Here is a 17,877-nt window from a genome sequence, read left to right as displayed (position 1 = left end):
GTCCTTTAGGTCCTGACCGCGAGTGCGTCGTCGACGGCAGCCTTGAGAGACTGCAGCCCTCGTTCGATCTCGCCCTTGAGATGGACGCGGGTTCCGCGTCGCGCGCGCTTGTCCAGCGCCTGGAGGTCGCCGAGCGCTTGCGCTGCGAGCAGCGTGCGAAAGCCGACGTTCATCCCCGGAATCGCCGGATCGCTCGGCTCGTCTGCGACGATCTGCAGCAGCACGACGCTCGGCGGACCGCCCTTGTGTAGCTGACCCGTGGAGTGCAGAAAACGAGGCCCGAAACCGACGGTCGTCGCGACGCACAGCGCCTTGCGTATCGTCTCGCGCACCTCACCGAGAACTCGTGCGTGCTCCTCGTTGCGCGCGACGTACGCCGTGATCGCGACGTAATCTCCCGGGCGCACCTGGGCGAGCACGTCACGCAGGCTCGTCGCACCAGCACTTCCGGAGAGTGGGGTCAGCTCGAGTTCGCTCAGCGAGACGGATGGCGCCGGCTCGTCGATCTCTCCGGTGCGTAAGTATTGCTCGAGGAGAGCCTTGGTGTTGTCTTTCGACTCTTGGACGTTCGGCTGGTCGAAGGCATCGATGTGGAGGAGCACGCCGGCGGCAGCAATGGCAACCTCCCACAGGTAAAACTGCTCGCCGAGGTCGTACGCGTCGTTCATCGCGAGCCGCATGACCGGGTACCCCGCCGCTTCGAGCGCGCTCAGACGGCTCTCGAGTTCGCGATCGGGATTCGCAAGGGTCGCGCCGACGTAGACGAAGAGGCGGTCATCGCCGTACTCCTGCGGCGAGCCGAGCCGCTCGCCCTCGACCGGCACGACGCCTTTGCCCAGCTTGCCGGTCGACTCGGCAACGAGCTGTTCGACCCACGCGCCGAATGCCCGTACCGCCGGATGCGTGACGATCGTGAGTTTATCTCGGCCGTTGCGCGCGAGGCCGCCGATGGCAGCGCCGAGGCGAGCGCCGGGGACGTTGCGCACGTCGACATTTTTGTCGTTCGCGTGCATCGCGCCGAGCCCGCGGTCGAGTAGCAGGTTGACATCGTAACCGGCGAGCGCGGCTGGTACCATGCCGAAGAAGGAGAGCGCAGAGTAGCGGCCGCCGATGTTCGGGTCGCACGGGAAGCACGTGCGAAACGCGTTGCGGCGCGCCTCTTCGAGTAACGGCGTGCCGGGATCGGTGATGGCGATGAAGTGTTTGCCGGCATTTGCTGCGCCGACTGCCTTGACCATCTTGGCATGGAAATAGGCGTAGAAGGCGTTCGGCTCGGTCGTCGTACCGCTCTTGCTCGAGATGCAGAAGAGCGTTCGCGGCAGATCGATGGACGACTCGAGATCCTCGATCTGTTGGGGATCCGTCGAATCGAGGACGAGCAACCGCGCAAAGCGATCCGTCTTTCCGAACGTCTGCGACAAGACGTCCGGCGCGAGCGAGCTGCCGCCCATTCCGCAAACGACCACATCGTCAAAATCCGCGCGCACGTCTTGTGCGCAAGACTTCAGCTCGGCCACGCTTTCGAGCGATCGCTGCGGAATGTCCAGCCATCCGAGGGCGTGCGTGATGATCGCGGCAGCCGCCGGCTCATCGGTCCAGAGCGTCGCGTCCTTGGCCCACATTCGCTTGAGAAAGTCCTTCGATGCGAGCTCCGAGAGCGCGTTGTCGTAATGCTGCTGTGCCGAGCCGAGCGAGAGAGCGACGCGTTCTGCGCCGGACGCGAGCTGCTTTTGCTTGTAGACGATCGCGCCGAGCAGCGCGCCGTACGCATCGGAGAAAAGCTTCACGCCGTCGATTTGCAGCTGCCGCGTTACGTCGAAGAGCGAAACGTGCGCGTCGTGCAAGGCGCGCAGCATCGCCCGCGCACCATCGAGATCTCGCGAGATCGTGTTGGGGGTGATGGTGCCATGGTCGAGCAGCGCGGAGAGCGTGTTCTCGGGCATCGTGTTCACGGTCTGCGGCGCGACGACTTCCTCGACGTACATGAGATCGTCGTAGTTGGGGTTCTTCGTCGAGGTCGACGCCCAGAGCGGCCGCTGGGCGGCCGCGCCTGCCTTCCGGCACGCGGTGAACGCTGCGCCCTCGAAGATTGCACGGAAGCGCTCGTAGGTAATCTTGAGCCCTGCGATTCCGGCCTTTCCAAGCAGCGGCTCGAGGTTCTTCTCGCCTTTGTCGATGCGCGCTTGGAGAAGCTTGTCGACCGCCGTGTCGATGCGCGAGACGAAGACGGAGTTGACCGAAGCGATGCGATCGACCGGTAACTTCTCTGCAATGCGCCGCTCGAGACCGCGGATATACGCATAGGCGGCTTTCTCGTACATCTCGACCGAGAAGACCAGCGTGACGTTGATGTTGAGGCCGGCATACGTGGCCTCTTCGATTGCCGGAATCCCTTCTGCGGTACCGGGAATCTTCACCATTAGGTTCGGACGGTCGACGCGAGCCCACAGCTCCTTCGCCATCGCGATCGTGCCCGACGTGTCGTGCGCCAGCAGCGGGGAAACCTCGAGGCTGACGAAGCCGTCGTGGCCTCCCTGTGCCATGAAGACCGGAGTGAAGGCGTCGCACGCACTGCGAATATCTTCCACGGCGAGGTCCCAGAAGATCGCTTCGGCATTGCGCTCGCTGCCGATCAGCGAACGCAGCTGCTCGTCGTAGTCGCTGCCGGTTCCGATCGCCTTTTCGAAGATCGAGGGGTTGCTCGTCATGCCTCGCAGACCCATCCCGATCAAGCGGTCGAGCTCACCCGAAGCGAACATGCTGCGCCGGAGGTTGTCGATCCAGACGCTCTGGCCGGCATCGGCGAGCTGTTGCAGCTGATTCTTCACGATTCTCCCTTTCCTTTACGAGCGGCGAACCGGCAGCACGCGCTCGAGCGCGATGCGCGCGACGTTCTCGGCGGTGAATCCGTACGCTTGCGCGATCGCCGCTGCAGGTGCCGACGTTCCGAAGCGGTCGACGCCCAATGCGTACCCTCGGTCTCCGACGTACCGCTCCCACCCGAGCGTCGCGCCGGCTTCGATCGACATGCGTGCGGACACGTCGCGCGGCAGTACGCGCTCTTTGTACTCGTCCGGCTGGCGTTCGAAGAGCTCCCAAGACGGCATCGAGACGACCCTCGTCTTCACGCCTTGGGCCTCCAAGAGCTTTTTCGCTTCGACGGCAAGCGCTACTTCCGAGCCGGTCGCGATGAGGAGAATCTCCGGCGTGCCGTCGGCGTCGGAGAGAATGTAGGCTCCTCGCACCACGGGCGCTTCGCGCGCGCCGAGAAACGGCAGTTTTTGACGAGAGAGGACGAGCGCCCACGGTCCGGTCGCTGGATCGACGCAGAGCTTCCACGCCTCCAGAGCTTCGAGCGCGTCCGCAGGGCGCACGACGATGACGTTCGGGGTTGCGCGCAGGTGCGCCAGATGCTCGACCGGCTGATGCGTCGGCCCGTCCTCACCGAGAAAGATCGAATCGTGCGTGAAGACGTAGATGACGTGGAGGTTCGTCAGCGCGGAGAGACGCAGCGCCGGCTTCAGGTAATCGAGAAAGTTGAAGAAGGTCGAGCAATACGGCATGACGCCGCCGTGCAGTGCGAGCCCGTTCGAGATCGCGGCCATTGCGTGCTCGCGAACGCCGTAATGCACGTTGCGGCCGGCGTAGTTGCCCGGTTCGAAATCGCCGAAACCCTTGAGGTAGGTCTTCGTCGAAGGGTCGAGATCGGCGGACCCGCCAACGAGCTCGGGCAGTGCGGCAGCCACCGCGTTCATCACCGTGCCGCCCGCGTCGCGCGTCGCGACCGAGCCATTGTGCGCGTCGAACGCAGGCCACGGAATCGTTGCCGGCAGCGCTTTACGATCGACGCGCTCGTACTGTGCCGCCAGATCCGGGAATGCCGCCTTCCACGCATCGTAACGGCTCTGCCATACCGCGTGCTTCTCGCCACCCTTCTTCCCGAGATCGCGAAAGTACGCGAGCACCTCATCCGGCACCAGGAAATCGGGCTCGAGAGGCCAGCCGAGGCGTTCTTTCGTCTTCCGAACGTTCTCCGGGCCGAGCGGCTCGCCGTGCGCCTGGAACGTGTCTTGCCGCGGCGACCCGAAACCGATGTGGGTGCGAATCAGGATGAAGGACGGCCGGTCGGCGGCATTCTGCGCGATCGTGAGCGCTTCGTCCACGGCCTCGACGTCATTACCATGCGCGGCGTCGACGAACTGCGTGTGCCAACCGCAGGCGTCGAAGCGCGCGATCTGATCGTCGGTGAACGTGACGTCGGTAGGTCCGGCGAGTGTCGTTTGATTGGCGTCGTAGAGAACCGTGAGCTTGCCCAACCGGAGATGCCCTGCAAGGGAGATCGCCTCTTGACTGATGCCTTCCATGAGATCGCCGTCGCCCGCGACGCAGTACGTGCGGTGGTCGACGATCTCGTGACCGGGACGATTGTAGACCGCCGCGAGGTGCGCTTCCGCGATCGCGAAGCCGACGGCGTTCCCGACGCCTTGCCCAAGCGGGCCGGTCGTCGCTTCGATACCCAGCGCGTGCGTCGCTTCGGGATGTCCCGGCGTCTTGCTGTGGAGCTGACGAAAGTTTTTCAGATCGTCGAGCGACATGGGATAGCCCGTGAGGTAGAGTAGCGCGTAGAGGAGCATCGAGCCGTGACCGGCCGACAGCACGAAGCGGTCGCGATCGGGCCAATGGGGATCGGCGGGGTCGAAGCGCAGCGTACGCGACCAGAGGGCATACGCGAACGCCGCGGCGCCAAGCGGCATGCCGGGATGCCCGGAGTTTGCCTTCTGCACGGCGTCGACGGCGAGAAAGCGAATCGTGTTAATGCGTAGCTCGTCAGCCCGCGAGTTCGGCACGTGGGATCTCCTCTTCGATAATGGTAAACGCCCTTGGGATATCTACCCGCTTTTGACGTAGGGGCCTCCCGCCCGGCAGCCGTACCAGCCTTCGATGAACGATCGGCATCTCCGTGAATCCATCGAGAGGCTCTCTGCGGGCGAGGGGGACGCGCGCGGCCCAGAAGGGGGCGTCATCGACGACGTCATCGCGGCCCTCGACGAAGGGCGCATTCGCGTCGCCGAGCCCGACGCCGGCGGCGTATGGCACGTGAACGCGTGGGTGAAGCAAGCGATCCTGCTCTACTTTCGTCGTCGCGACGTGCAGTGGATGCACGCGGGCGACGCACTCTCGTTTTACGACAAGCTTCCGCTGAAGACGAACTACGACGTCACGGGGGCGCGCGCCGTGCCGCCGGGCGTGGCGCGGTACGGCAGCTACCTCGGGCACGGGGTCGTGCTCATGCCTGCGTACGTCAATATCGGAGCGTACGTCGGCGACGACACGATGGTCGACACGTGGGCGACGGTCGGGTCGTGCGCGCAGATCGGTAAGGGCGTGCATCTTTCCGGCGGCGTGGGCATCGGCGGCGTTCTCGAGCCGCCGCAGGCCGCTCCGGTGATCGTGGAGGACGGGGCGTTCATCGGCTCTCGCTGCATCGTCGTCGAAGGCGTACGCGTCGGACGCGAAGCGGTCCTCGGCGCCGGCGTGGTGCTGACGGCATCGACGCCGATCGTCGACGTCCGCGGCTCGCAAGCGCAAACGACAAAAGGCGTCGTTCCGGCGCGCGCAGTCGTGATTCCGGGAATGATGCCCAAGCGCTTTGCGGCAGGCGAGTTCGCGACCCCTTGCGCGCTCGTCATCGGCGAGCGGAGCGAAACGACGGATCGGAAGGTTTCGCTCGAGCGCGCGTTGCGCGACCATGGAGTTGCCGTGTGAACCCGCGCGTCCTCGATATTTCCGGCTCGATGATTCGCTGCGTTGCCTCACGTAAGCGCGCATCGTCGATCGATCTCGGTCTCGGTGAGCCGTCGCTGCCTCCGAACCCCGCGCACTTCGATGGCGCTATGGAGTACGTGCGCGCGCACGGCATCCGGTACACGCCCAACGCAGGCGATCCGGAGCTGCGGACCGCGATTGCGGCGCACTACGCCTACGCGGGCCTGCTCGACGCGGGCAACGTGTGCGTTACCGTCGGGTCGCAAGAAGCAATGTACGTGACGATTGCGACGCTGCTCGATCCCGCCTCGGACGAGCTCCTCGTCATCGAGCCGACCTTTCCCTCGTACGTGAAGATCGCCGCGCTCCACGGCATTACCGTGCGCACCGTCGCAATGGCCGAGCGAGACGACTTCGCGTTCGACGCAGAGCGCATCGTTCGAGCGCTGGGAGAGCGTACGCGCGCGGTCGTGCTCTGCTCACCGTGCAACCCGACGGGGCGCGCGATCTCACCGGCGCAGGCGGCGCTCCTCGCGCGCGAGCTCGAGCGGCGAGGCGGAAGCATCGCGCTGATTCACGACGAGATCTACCGCGAGCAATGCTTCGTCGAGCGCGTCGATTTCGCGCGACTCTATGCCAACACGATCGTGGTCGGCTCCCTCTCGAAGAGCAACGCCCTCACGGGCTTGCGTCTCGGCTGGATTCTCGCCCCCGCCGCGTTCGTCGAACAGGCGGTGAAGGTCCATGCCTGGATTACTTCCTGTGCCGATGCGTTCGCCCAGCGCGTTGCGCTGCACGTCTTCCAGACGAACGCGCTCGCTGAGCACGCAGCGTGGTACGCGACGCGCCTCGTGCCGACGGTCGCGGCGCTACGCGCGAGCGACCTGCGCTTCATCGCGCCCGACGGGGCCTTCTACGCCTGCGTGGAACTGCCGGGCGGCGCACCGTCGCTCGAGACCGCACTCGCGCTCGTCGACGAGGATGACGTCGTCACCATTCCCGGGGTAGCGTTCGGTGCGTGCTTGGAAGGATGGCTGCGGCTTTCGTGGGTGGCGCCCGAGAACGATCTGCAGGAAGGGCTGCGCCGCATCGGCGCGCGGTGCGTTACGTCCGCGGGACCAGGAGGAACCATTCGCTGAGCGGTTAGCCTTCCTGACGCGCGGGGCCGATCCAGACGCTCTGCACGTTGACGAACTCATGAATGCCGAAGTGGGAGAGCTCCCGCCCGAAGCCGCTGAGCTTTACCCCGCCGAACGGCAGACGGGGGTCGCTCGCGACCATGCCGTTGATCCAGACGTTGCCGGCTTCGACGCGCTCCGCAAGCCGCTGCCCGCGATCGACGTCGCGTGTCCAGATGTCGCAGCCGAGGCCGTACCGCGAGTGGTTTGCGATGCTCACGGCGTCGTCCGCATTTTGTGCTCGAACGACCGCCGCAGCCGGACCGAAAGTCTCTTCGTCAAACATCCGCATTCCCGCTGCGACGTCCGCCACGACGGTCGGCTCGTAGAAGAAGCCGGCGCGCTCGACGAACGTGCCGCCGCAAACCAGACGTGCGCCGCATCCGAGCGAGTCGTGCACTTGCCGATGCAGCGTCTCGCGCAGATCCGCGCGCGCGCATGGGCCGAGCTGCGTTGCCTCGTCGATGGGGTCGCCGATCCGCAGCGCCTTCGCTGCCGAGGCAAAAGCATCGAGAAAGGCATCGTGCACGCGTTCCTCCACGACGAAGCGCTTCGCGGCGATGCAGCTCTGGCCGTTGTTCTGAAACCGCGCCGTCACCGCTGTCGAGACCGCGGCGTCCATATCGGCATCGGCGAGAACGATGAATGCGTCGGAACCCCCCAGTTCGAGCACGCACTTCTTGAGCGCTCTTCCGGCGGCAGTCGCAACGGCAACGCCGGCGCGCTCGCTGCCGGTCAACGTCACGGCCGCGATGCGTCGATCCCCGATGAGGCGATCCGCTTCCTCGTCGGAGACGAGCAGCGCCTGCAGCAGTGGCCCGGCATCGAAGACGCCGTCGAAGAGCGCTTCGGTTTCGAGCGCGCAGCGCGTCGTGCGCGCTGCGTGTTTGAGCAGAAGGACGTTGCCGGCTGCGAGGGCCGGAATACCTGCGCGAAAGGTCTGCCAGTACGGAAAGTTCCACGGCATGATCGCCAGCAGCGGGCCGAGCGCGCGAAACGCGACGTAGCTGCGCGTTGCATTCGTCTGCGCGGGCTCGTCGGTCAGCAGCGCCGCGGCGTGCTGCGCGAAGTACTCGCAGGCGAACGCACACTTCTCGACTTCGGCGCGCGCTTGCGCGATCGGTTTGCCCATCTCGCGCACGGCGACGCCCGCGAGACGATCGCGGCGCTCGCGTAAGCGTCGTGCGACGCGACGCAACGTCGCGGCGCGCTCCTCGGCCGGCGCGGCGGCCCACGACCGCTGGACCGCGCACGCCCGGTCCAGCCGGGCGTCGACGTCGGAGGCGTGCGCATACGCAATGCGTTCGAGCGTCTCCCCCGTCGCCGGGTTGACGGTCTCGATGAAGTCCGCACCCTTCATCGCCTTATCGACCCTCCGTCGCCCACGGCCCGGACGGGCCCGCGTAGATTTGAATGAGGCGATCCGGATCCAGATACTCCCGGGCTACGCGTTCGACGTCGGCCGCGGTGATGTGGGCGAGCTCCTCGTTTCGGTCGCGGTAATACGAGAGCGGGAGACCGTACTCGGCGATCTCGAGAAGCTGCTGCGCCTGGCCATCGGCCGAGCTCTCGGCGAGTAGCGCGTCGCCGGCGAGGCGCAGCTTGGCCTCCGCAAGCTCCGTCGCCGTGACCGGTTGCTCCTGAAGGCGGCGCAACTCGCCGCGAACGAAGGCCACCGCCGACACGACGTGCTGCGGTGCCGCTTCGAGCTCGACTTGAAAGTTTCCACGATATCGATCCGCGAGCAGTCTGCTGCTCGCGGCGTAGACGAGACCGCGCTTCTGACGCAACTCTTGCCACAGGCGCGACTCGAATGCTCCGGAGGCACCGAGAATCTGATTCAGCACGAGAAACGCGTCGTAGTCCGGCGACGTGCGCGCAACGGCCGGCTCGCCGAGGCGCACGTAAACTTCGTTCGCCTCGGTGCCGATGTATGCGTCGGCCGCATGAGCGGCCGGAAGCGGCTCCTGGCGGACGTTGGGCGTTGGTCCGTCGCGCTTCCAGCCGGCAAAGCTGCGCTCGAAGGCCGCGCGCACTTGTGCCGGCGTAACGTCGCCGACGACGGCGACGATCGTCAAATCCGGCCGCCAATAACGCGTCGCGAAGGCAAGGGCATCGTCACGCGTGATCGACGCGATCGTCTGCGCGCTCGCGCGGCGCAGGGCAGGGTCGTCGGGGGCGAGGAGATTCTGATTGTAGAGACGGTCGATCGCCTGTCCGGAGATCTCTTGTTCCGCGGCTACGCTGTTGGCGATCTGGCCGCGATCGCGCGAGAACCACGGCTCAGGGAATGCCGGATGCTCCTCGCCGTCTGCGACGATCGCGACGACCTTGTCGAAATCGCGCGCCAGTCCTTTGGCGTCGAAGTTCTGGCCGAAATCGATCTGCGCGCCCATGTCGTCGATCGCCTGAAGGCGCTGATCGTAGGGGTACGCTGCACTGCCGTAGTCCGCGAGATCGGAGACGAGCCGGACCATTCCTTCCTCTCCGGGCGGCTCGAAAGCAGGCGACGAAGCGATGCGCCCGATCATCGTGAAGGTCGGGCGATCGCTCTTCTCCTGAACGATGACACGCAAGCCGTTTGGCAGCATGAACGTCGTCGGGAACAAGGGGCTGCGAGCCGTGGTCGGCGTGCGAAGTGCCCGCCGAATTGACGCCGGTTCGATAATCGGGCCGTTTGGAACGCGCGTAGAGAAATCGTCGTTGATCGCCGTGCTCGAGGTGTTGGAGGTCGAACGGCGCGGGGAAGCGTGCGGGCGAAGATGGCCGACGACCGTCGGCGTTCTCAGATAGCGGCGTGCCGCCGCAAGCAACGATTGCTGCGTAAGCGCGGCCAAGCGCGCATCTTCGTCTCGAATATGCTCGCCGACGATCCCATACGTGTAGCCGGCGAGATCGCCGAAGCCCTGAATCGAGTCTTCCGAGAACAAGCGCTGTGCAATCGTCACCGATCGTGCCTGCTCGACGAGACTCGGTGAGAAACCGGTCGCGAGGGCGCGCTCCATCGTCGTTTGGAAGATCTGTTGCGCCTCCTCTCCCGTGTGACCGGGATTCAGAACGATGAAAACGTTGAGGAGTCCACCTTTCAGCTGCGTGTCGCTTTCGGCATCGATCGCGAGCGCGACGTTCGAATCGACCAGAGCCCGATGAAATGGTGAGCGCTCGTTCGCGATCAACGTGGCGAGCGTGCTGATCGCGGGCTCCCCAGGCTCGGTATCGCCGGGAACTGCGTACGCGAGGTCGAGAACTTCGAACGGAAAGGGGAACTCCGCCTCGACGACGGCGCCTTTGGCGGGCCGGGGATCGACGTAGTGGTGTGCCGGAATCCGGCGCGCCGGGATTGCGCCGAAGTAGTGCTCCGCCTCGTGAAACACCGTAGTATGATCGGCATCACCCGCGACGACTAGCGCGGCGTTGTTCGGGGCGTACCATTCGCGGTAGTAGCGAGCGATATCGGCAGCGGTTGCATGCACGACGTCGCTGCGGATCCCGATCGGGACGCGCCCGTTCGGCTCGTCCGGATACGCGGCCGCGCGAACCCGCGAGAGGAGGTCGAAAAACGGCGAACCGGCATCGCTGTCCAGTTCCGAGAGCACGGCGCCGCGCTCGATGTTCCAATCGGACTGACGCAGGAGGGCATACCGCATGCGATCCGCTTCTATCGTGAGCGCCACGTCGAGCTTGTCCGCCGGCAGGACGAAGTAGAACTGCGTGTAGTCGTAATCCGTCTGCCCGTTCATCTGCGCGCCGAGCCGCTCCGTAATATCGTCGAGGCCGCCCGCCGAAATGTGTGCCGATCCGCGAAACATCATGTGCTCGAGTGCGTGGGCGAGCCCCGTCTTACCGGGCGTTTCGTCGAGCGACCCGAAACGATACCACATGGCGCACTCGACGACCGGAGCCGCATGATCTTCAACGACGATCACCTGCAAGCCATTGCTCAAGTGCGTCGTGTAGACGCCCGGGTCGCCGCCGGCGGCGCCCTGTTGCGCGCGTGCGCCCGAGAACGGCAACGCAAGCAAGGCCAGACAAGCGGCGAACGCCGCGGAGCGAGCGATCTTCATAGCGTCGTGTCTTCAACGCCGAGGGCGTAGAGGGCTGCCGATACCACCGCGTTTCTTGGAATGCAGCCGACGAGCTCGCTGCGCAGTATCTCGACACCCCGGTCTGCCGCAAGCGCAGAGACGACCCGAACGATGCGGTAGAGCGGCGTTGCTCGCTCGTTCGTGACGTTGAGCGAGACCTGGACGACGCCGCCCGAGCGTCGAAATGCGCGTGCGCGAAGGGTGCGTAGGCCGCCGTCGCGCTCGCGTATTGCTGCGGCGATGCTCTGCGCGACGGAAAGGTCGCTGGTCGCAAGCTCGATGTTGAACGCGATGAGGATCGTGCGGGCGCCGATCGCGATCGCTCCCGCCGTTGGATGAAACGGCAGCTCGCCGGAATCGGGCGCGCCGGTTGGATGAGGCCGCACGTTCGCGAGCAAGCGCCGCTCGGGCAGCATCGCCGCCTGCTCATAATAAAAGGAGGGAATGTGATGGAGCTGCCAGATCTGCTCGCCGGCTTCATGGGCGAGAGCGATGGCCTCTTCCATGGTCGCCTCACCCAGCGGAACGAACGGCAGAACGTCGAGCGCGCCCATACGCGGGTGTTCGCCGCTGTGCGCTCGTATGTCGATTCGTCGCAGCGCAACGCCCGCGACGGCGACGCCGGCATCGAGGACGCTGCGCGCGTCCCCTGCCGCTGTGATGACGCTACGATGGTGGACGGGGTCGCTCGTGCGATCGAGAACGACCGCTCCGCATCGCTCGATCGCCGCGACGGCACTATCGACGACGCCTGCGTCCTTTCCTTCGGAAATATTCGGGACGATCTCGAAGAGCCGCTTCATTTTGTGCCGCTCATGCGAACGCACGATGCAGCGCATCGTCTATGTCGCGTAGCGTCTGCGGCGACCAGAGCGTGCGGTACCCGAGCTTACGCGCCTCGGACTCGCGTCGCGCGGCCGCACTAACCGCGCGAAGCTCGCCCGAAAGACCGAGCTCGCCGTAAGCGACGGCATCCGCGCCGAGCGCGGCGTTGCGAAACGACGATGCGATTGCGAGCGCGATGCCGAGGTCTGCCGCGGGCTCGACGACGCGCAGTCCACCCGCTATGGACACGTACACGTCGTGGCTGCCGAGCTGCAGGCCCGTACGCCGCTCGAGAACCGCGATGATCATAGCCAGACGTTGCTGATCGACGTTGTTCGCGAGCCGGCGAGGCGTACCGAAGGCCGTCTCACCGACGAGCGCTTGCACCTCGATGAGAACCGGACGCGAGCCGAGGATCGAGGCGACGATGCACGATCCGCTCGCACGCTCCGCGCGACGTCCGACGAAGAGCTCCGAAGGATTTCCGATCTCACGAAGGCCCGCGTCTCCCATGGCGAAGACGCAAATCTCGTCGATCGAGCCGAAACGGTTCTTGTACGCGCGCAGGATCCGGTATTCGCCGCTCGCCTCGCCTTCGAAATACAGCACGGTGTCGACGAGATGCTCGAGCAGCCTGGGCCCGGCGATCGCGCCGTCCTTCGTGACGTGCCCGACCACGAGGGTAGCGCAGCCGCTGCGCTTGGAGAACTCCATCAACGCGTGCGCGCAGTCGCGAATCTGCGTGACGCTTCCGGCATACGACTCCGACTCGGGAAGCCAAACCGTCTGAATGGAGTCGACGACGAGGGCAATGGGAGCGGTACGTTCGAGCTGGTCGAGCACGCTGCGCAGATTCGTTTCGTTTGCCACGAGGACGTCGGCATCGACGTTGAGGCGGAGCGCTCGCAGCTTCACCTGTCCCGCGGATTCCTCGCCGCAGAGATAGACGACGGGGCCGCGGGAGCACAGCCGTGCAGCGATCTGCAGCGCGAGCGTCGATTTCCCGGCTCCCGGTGCGCCGCCGAGCAGCGTCAGGCTCCCGGGAACGATGCCGCCGCCGAGCAGGAGGTCGAATTCGTGTAAGCCCGTTTCGATGCGCTCGACGCTTTTCTCGTCGATCTCTCGTAGCGGGACCGGTGCCTGGGCGCCGCGCGGCGAGCGCGCCGGCCGTGCGGCGCCCACGGTCATGGGGCGCTCGTCGAAGGAGTTCCACGCTTCGCACTGCGGGCAGCGCCCGAGCCAGCGAGGCGATTCGAAACCGCAGGCCGAGCAGAAGTATATCGAGCGCGTTCGTGGCATCGCCGCATCCTTTGCCACCGCGACTGCCGGCGCCTAGAGGTTCCGACAGTTCGATTGCGCGAATGCCGCGCATCGCATGCCCGAGCCGCAAGCGCTCCATATCGCTATCGACGGACCCGCCGCGGGCGGAAAGACGACCGTCGCGCGGCTCGTCGCGCAGCGGTTGCACCTTCTGTACTTGGACACCGGAGCCATGTATCGCGCGCTGGCGTACCTGGCGCTGCGCACGCAGACCGAGGCGGACAACGCGGAAGCGCTGCGACGCCTCTGTGAGACCGGACGCATCCGCGTCGAGCTGGATGGTACCGCGCCGATGGGTTTTCGCGTCTTCGCCGGAGAGACGGAGATGAACGACGCGATGCTGCAATCGAACGAGGTCAACGCCGTCGTCTCGACGGTCGCCGCGCATGCCGCCGTGCGGGACGCAATGGTGGCCGCGCAGCGCGCGGCCGCCGCGCGCGGTGCCGTCGTGATGGCCGGCCGTGATATCGGAACGGTGGTACTGCCCGACGCGCAAGTGAAGATATTTCTGACGGCGTCAGTCGATGCGCGGGTCGCGCGCCGTCGCGCCCAGCTTGCGAGCGCGGGCATCGACGCGGGGGCACATCGGCTCGAAGACGAGATCGTGGAACGCGACCGGCTCGATCGCACGAGAGCGACCTCGCCCCTCGAGCCGGCTCGGGACGCGCACCTCCTCGATTCGAGCGCGATGTCGGCCGAGCAGGTTGCCGACGAGATCGTCGCGATTGTCGATCGTACGCGCGCCGCATGACGCTCTACGGATGCGCCAAAGTAGGCATCCGGGCGTTCTCGCGCGTGGTGTGGCGCGTGCGCGTCGAAGGCGCGCAGAACGTTCCCGCCGTTGGTCCGTTGATCGTCGCCTGTAACCACCTGTCGCTTCTCGACCCGCCGATTCTCGGCGCGTATTGCCCGCGTCCGCTACGCTACATGACGAAGCGGGAGCTCTTCGAGATCCCGCTGTTCGGGCCGTTGATTCGAGCGGTAGGCGCATATCCCGTCGACAGGGAGGGCAGTGCGTTCGGTGCCGTCAAGCGCTCGATCGAGATGTTGCGCGCCGGCGAAGCGATCGGAATCTTTCCCGAGGGCGGGCGCAATCCCACCGGCGAGGCGCGCGCGCGCGAAGGAGTGGCGCTGCTGGCATCGCTGGCAAAGGCGCCCGTCGTTCCCGCAGCAATCGTCGGGAGCGACCGGGCGCTCCGCCTTCATGCGATGAAAGTCGTATTTGGGCCCGCGCTGCGGCTCGATGGCGGCCGGAAAGCAACGCGCGACGAACTGGCGAAGTTCACGGCGACCGTCATGGGAGAGATCCGCGCGCTCGCAAAGCGTGTCAACAGCGAGGAGACGCCGCGCGCGTGAAGATCGCAACGCGCTCCGAAACGCCCGTCTACGAACGCGCGCTCCCATGGGCGCTGCCGGCGATACTCTTCCTCGGCCTCGTCCTGCGCCTCGTCTATCTTCGCGCGCAAGGCTTTCCCAACGACGTCGCGAGCTTCGAAGCATGGGCGATGGCGCTCGTGGCGCACGGACCGGGCGGCTTCTACGCCTCGACGAGCTTCCTCGATTACCCCCCGGGATATTTCTATATTCTCGGGGTCGTCGGAGCGTTCTGGTCGCAGTTCTTCAGCGCGCACGACGCCGGATACGGCGTGCTCTCCGTTCTCGTCAAGCTTCCAGCGATCGCGTTCGACTTGGCGCTCGGCACGCTGCTGTATGCACTCGTACGGCGTTTCGCCTCCCAGACCGTGGCGCTCGGCGCGGCGGCATTCTACATATTCAATCCTGCGGTTATCTTTGTCTCGGCTCTCTGGGGGCAGGTCGATTCGATCGCCTGCTTCTTTGCGCTGCTCGGCGTCTACGCGCTCGTGCGCAGCGATGATTTCGACGTGCCGCAGCGTGCGACGACGTGGATCGCGTGCGGATGGCTCTCGCTCGCATATTCGCTGCTCGTGAAGCCGCAAGCGGCGGTACTGCTCCCGCTCTTCGTTGCCTTCGCCTTCACGAGCCAAACGCGACGAGATTTGCGTTTGCGCGCAACCGCGTACGGAATCGTCGCCGCGGTCATCCTCACGATCGTGCTCGTCGAACCGTTCCATCCCTCGAATCCGGTTGCCGCGATCGCGTGGCTCTTGGAGCGCCTCAGCTTCGGAACGAACGTCTATCCGTTCAACTCGGTCAACGCGTTCAATATCTGGGCTTTGCGCGTCTGGAACGCGGGCGGCGTCTTCTGGCAGCCGGATAGCGCGCGCATCCTCTTCCTGCCGCAGGCGGCGTGGGGCATCATCCTCGTCGTCGCTGCGGTCGCGCTCCTCGTCTGGCGCTACATCCAGCTGAAGACGTCGCAGGCGTTGCTGGAAGCGGCAGCGATCTCACTCCTCGGCTTCTTTACGCTTGCGACGCGCATGCACGAGCGTTACGTCTTCGACGGCGTCGTTTTCACCATCGCGTGCCTCCCGTTCGCGCGGCGCTATCTTTGGTGCGGCATCGGATTGTCGATCGTCTTCTGGGCGAATCTTATCTACTCGTATCAGTATATCGCCCTGCTGACCTCGCATGCGCCCTCGAACGTCAGCGCCTACAATCTGTGGGGACCGGTGGCGACGTTCCTGTCGCTTGCGAACGTCGTGCTGTTCTTCTACCTCGGATACGTGTTCTTGGGGAGTACCGCGGAGGAACGCGGAGCGATGCCGGCCCAGACGCACGGCGATTTCCTCGGGCGCGTTCGCAATTGGTTCGATCCGGGCGAAGGCTTGGCCGCGATGCGCAAGCCTCTGGACTACATCGTGATGGCGGTCTTGGGCGCGGCCACCTTCGTGCTTTCGCTCGCGATTCCCACGTGGTACTGGAAGCCGACGGAGAAGATCTTCGACGAGGTCTACTTCGCGCGCGCCGCCGAGGAGTATCTGAGAAATCTTCGGATCTATGAGAACACCCATCCGCCCCTGACGAAGCTGCTCGTCACGGTCTCGACGTGGATGTTCGGAGGCTTGCCGCACGGTGACCACTCGTGGGGATGGCGCTTCCTCGACGTCGTTTTCGGCGCGCTCGTCGTGATGCTGCTTTACGTCTTCGCGAAGCGGGTCACGCGCTCGACCGCCTGGGCCGCAGTCGCCGCCGGACTTCTCATGCTCGACGGTATGCACTACGTGCAATCGCGCATTGCGACGCCGGAAGGATTCGTCGTCTTCTTTTCGCTCGCTGCGGTGTACGCGTTCTATCGATTTTGGATCGCGTCGCAGACGGGAGAGCGACCGCACGTCGCGGTCGGCTGGCCGCTCCTGACGGCGGCCGTCGTCGCGTCGATCGGGCTCGGCGTCGCCGCGATGTTCCTTCTCGACGGTGCCCAGCACTGGATCTTCGGCTGGCCATGGTTCGTTTCGTGGATGACCGCCGGGCAGACGTCGGGGCCCGGAGCGATCTACGTGTGTGCGGCCTACTTCGCGTGCGGCTTCTATCTGCTCTTTCGTTACGTCGTCATTCCGGCGAACTTCGCCTCGGGAGCGCGCGAGCTGACATTCCCGGAAGGATCTCTCGCGCTGCACGATGCGGGCGAGAGCGAAATGCGTACGGTCGACGGCGGCGTCGTGGGCAAGGGTGCGGCGCGTCGGGGGCAGCTCACGCTGAGCAAGGGCGGTACGCTCGTGTACGACGACGACGACGTCGAGATCGTCTACCGTCGCGACGCAGTCACATATGAGACGCCGGCAGGATCGGCAACGTATGCGAAAGCGCGGATTACCGCCGGCGACCGCGTGGAGGACGGCCGCACCGCCAAGCTCTGGCTGCTGCTCTTCACGCTCGCGCTCGGCGCTCTCGTCAGCTCGAAGTGGTACGGCGTCATGGGCTTCGGCGTCAGCTTCCTGCTGCTCATCCTCATCTGGTTGCAGCCGTATTTGCGCCCGATGCGCCCCGCGCTCTGGGGTAACCCGCACGGCTTTCGCCTCGACGGAGCGCTCGTGACGATCGCGTTCGTGGCCATGACCGTCTACGGCATGGTCTGGTTGCCCGACCTCATCCGTCAGGCACCGGACCCGAATGAAATTCACAACATCAACGACGTCGTTCTGCGCCAGTACGCCATGTTCGATTATCACGACCACTTGAAAGCGACGCACCCGTACGCATCCAAGTGGTTCGAATGGCCGTTCGATTACGTCCCCGTGGCATACTACTACGAGGACCATCGCAGTCTCGACCGCACGCAACACGATCCGAACAAGCAGTGCTGCATCACCGAAATCACCTCTATGCCAAATCCGATCAATCTCTGGTTCGGCTTGATCTGCGTGCCTCTCGTGGGTATTCTCGCATGGCGCGAGCGCAACAAAGGGTACGCGCTGCTCGTCGTCACGTATCTGTTGCAATGGTTGCCTTGGGCGAAATCGCCTCGCCTCGCGTGGGAGTACCATTTCTACGTGGACATTCCGCTCATTTGCCTTTGCAACGCAATCGTGCTGCAGCGGATCTGGCGATGGGCCAATGCTCGAGAGGGACGCACCGCGGACGAGCGGCGCTCGGCGTTGATCGTGGGGCGCGTCGCCGTCTTCGGCATTCTCGGCGTTATCGCGGCGGCGTTCGTCTTCTTTTTACCGGTGCTTTCCGCGTGGCCACTCTCGTACGACGCGTGGCACGCTCGCATGTGGTTTCCCACCTGGATCATCGGCCCAGGGTAAAGCGCGCCGGTGAGGCGAAACCAAGCTAGACAC

General features: G+C 65.2%; 11 protein-coding genes. 5 read left to right on the top strand and 6 right to left on the bottom strand.

Features of this window, described 5'->3' with window-relative positions; translation table 11 throughout:
- Positions 1–5: 5 nt before the first annotated feature.
- Both VMV82_05765 and tkt read right to left on the bottom strand, forming a co-directional pair.
- On the bottom strand, positions 6–2,828 hold the full coding sequence (locus VMV82_05765) for a bifunctional transaldolase/phosoglucose isomerase (protein HUY41057.1): 2,823 nt from the start codon (positions 2,826–2,828) through the stop codon (positions 6–8).
- A gap of 15 nt (positions 2,829–2,843) precedes the next feature.
- On the bottom strand, positions 2,844–4,847 hold the full coding sequence (gene tkt, locus VMV82_05760; protein ID HUY41056.1) for a transketolase: 2,004 nt from the start codon (positions 4,845–4,847) through the stop codon (positions 2,844–2,846).
- 94 nt (positions 4,848–4,941) lie between these two features.
- Here tkt and VMV82_05755 point away from each other — a divergent pair, with 94 nt between their 5' ends.
- Both VMV82_05755 and VMV82_05750 read left to right on the top strand, forming a co-directional pair.
- The gene (locus tag VMV82_05755; protein ID HUY41055.1) at positions 4,942–5,766 is read left to right on the top strand and encodes a 2,3,4,5-tetrahydropyridine-2,6-dicarboxylate N-succinyltransferase; all 825 of its coding nucleotides are present in this window, start codon (positions 4,942–4,944) and stop codon (positions 5,764–5,766) included.
- A 29-nt stretch (positions 5,767–5,795) separates the two neighbouring features.
- Entirely contained in the window at positions 5,796–6,905 is a 1,110-nt protein-coding gene (locus tag VMV82_05750) for a pyridoxal phosphate-dependent aminotransferase (protein HUY41054.1), read from the top strand.
- Positions 6,906–6,909: 4 nt separating this feature from the next.
- On the opposite strand, the gene VMV82_05745 is transcribed toward VMV82_05750, so the two are convergent.
- From VMV82_05745 to radA, 4 genes are read right to left on the bottom strand one after another with little or no spacing between them, the layout of a single operon-like run.
- Entirely contained in the window at positions 6,910–8,304 is a 1,395-nt protein-coding gene (locus VMV82_05745) for an aldehyde dehydrogenase family protein (GenBank protein HUY41053.1), read from the bottom strand.
- 4 nt (positions 8,305–8,308) lie between these two features.
- On the bottom strand, positions 8,309–11,008 hold the full coding sequence (locus tag VMV82_05740; protein ID HUY41052.1) for a pitrilysin family protein: 2,700 nt from the start codon (positions 11,006–11,008) through the stop codon (positions 8,309–8,311).
- On the bottom strand, positions 11,005–11,832 hold the full coding sequence (gene ftcD / locus VMV82_05735; GenBank protein HUY41051.1) for a glutamate formimidoyltransferase: 828 nt from the start codon (positions 11,830–11,832) through the stop codon (positions 11,005–11,007). Before ftcD ends, VMV82_05740 begins: the two co-directional genes overlap by 4 nt.
- A 10-nt stretch (positions 11,833–11,842) precedes the next feature.
- Entirely contained in the window at positions 11,843–13,153 is a 1,311-nt protein-coding gene (gene radA / locus VMV82_05730; protein HUY41050.1) for a DNA repair protein RadA, read from the bottom strand.
- A gap of 76 nt (positions 13,154–13,229) precedes the next feature.
- Between radA and cmk the strand changes: the two genes are divergently transcribed.
- From cmk to VMV82_05715, 3 genes are read left to right on the top strand one after another with little or no spacing between them, the layout of a single operon-like run.
- Positions 13,230–13,925 carry a (d)CMP kinase gene (gene cmk, locus VMV82_05725; protein HUY41049.1) on the top strand — a complete coding sequence of 232 codons (696 nt, stop codon included), beginning with the start codon at positions 13,230–13,232 and terminating at the stop codon, positions 13,923–13,925.
- Positions 13,922–14,530 (top strand): lysophospholipid acyltransferase family protein, encoded by a 609-nt coding sequence (locus VMV82_05720; GenBank protein ID HUY41048.1) that lies wholly within the window; start codon positions 13,922–13,924, stop codon positions 14,528–14,530. Before cmk ends, VMV82_05720 begins: the two co-directional genes overlap by 4 nt.
- Positions 14,527–17,844 (top strand): phospholipid carrier-dependent glycosyltransferase, encoded by a 3,318-nt coding sequence (locus tag VMV82_05715; GenBank protein HUY41047.1) that lies wholly within the window; start codon positions 14,527–14,529, stop codon positions 17,842–17,844. The genes VMV82_05720 and VMV82_05715 overlap by 4 nt, the downstream gene beginning before the upstream one ends.
- The last annotated feature ends 33 nt before the right edge of the window (positions 17,845–17,877 follow it).

Source organism: Candidatus Dormiibacterota bacterium (assembly GCA_035532035.1).
In the GTDB taxonomy this organism is placed as follows: domain Bacteria; phylum Vulcanimicrobiota; class Vulcanimicrobiia; order Vulcanimicrobiales; family Vulcanimicrobiaceae; genus Tyrphobacter.
The sequence above is the reverse complement of the archived record's forward strand: the minus strand, read 5'-3'. Positions and strand labels throughout refer to the sequence as shown.

Bases quoted from the DNA above. Each gene is read 5' to 3' on its own strand.
- VMV82_05755 (HUY41055.1), top strand. From the start codon at position 4,942: ATGAACGATCGGCATCTCCGTGAATCCATCGAGAGGCTCTCTGCGGGC.
- VMV82_05740 (HUY41052.1), bottom strand. From the start codon at position 11,008: ATGAAGATCGCTCGCTCCGCGGCGTTCGCCGCTTGTCTGGCCTTGCTT.
- VMV82_05750 (HUY41054.1), top strand. From the start codon at position 5,796: ATGATTCGCTGCGTTGCCTCACGTAAGCGCGCATCGTCGATCGATCTC.
- cmk (HUY41049.1), top strand. From the start codon at position 13,230: ATGCCCGAGCCGCAAGCGCTCCATATCGCTATCGACGGACCCGCCGCG.
- VMV82_05745 (HUY41053.1), bottom strand. From the start codon at position 8,304: ATGAAGGGTGCGGACTTCATCGAGACCGTCAACCCGGCGACGGGGGAG.
- ftcD (HUY41051.1), bottom strand. From the start codon at position 11,832: ATGAAGCGGCTCTTCGAGATCGTCCCGAATATTTCCGAAGGAAAGGAC.
- VMV82_05720 (HUY41048.1), top strand. From the start codon at position 13,922: ATGACGCTCTACGGATGCGCCAAAGTAGGCATCCGGGCGTTCTCGCGC.
- radA (HUY41050.1), bottom strand. From the start codon at position 13,153: ATGCCACGAACGCGCTCGATATACTTCTGCTCGGCCTGCGGTTTCGAA.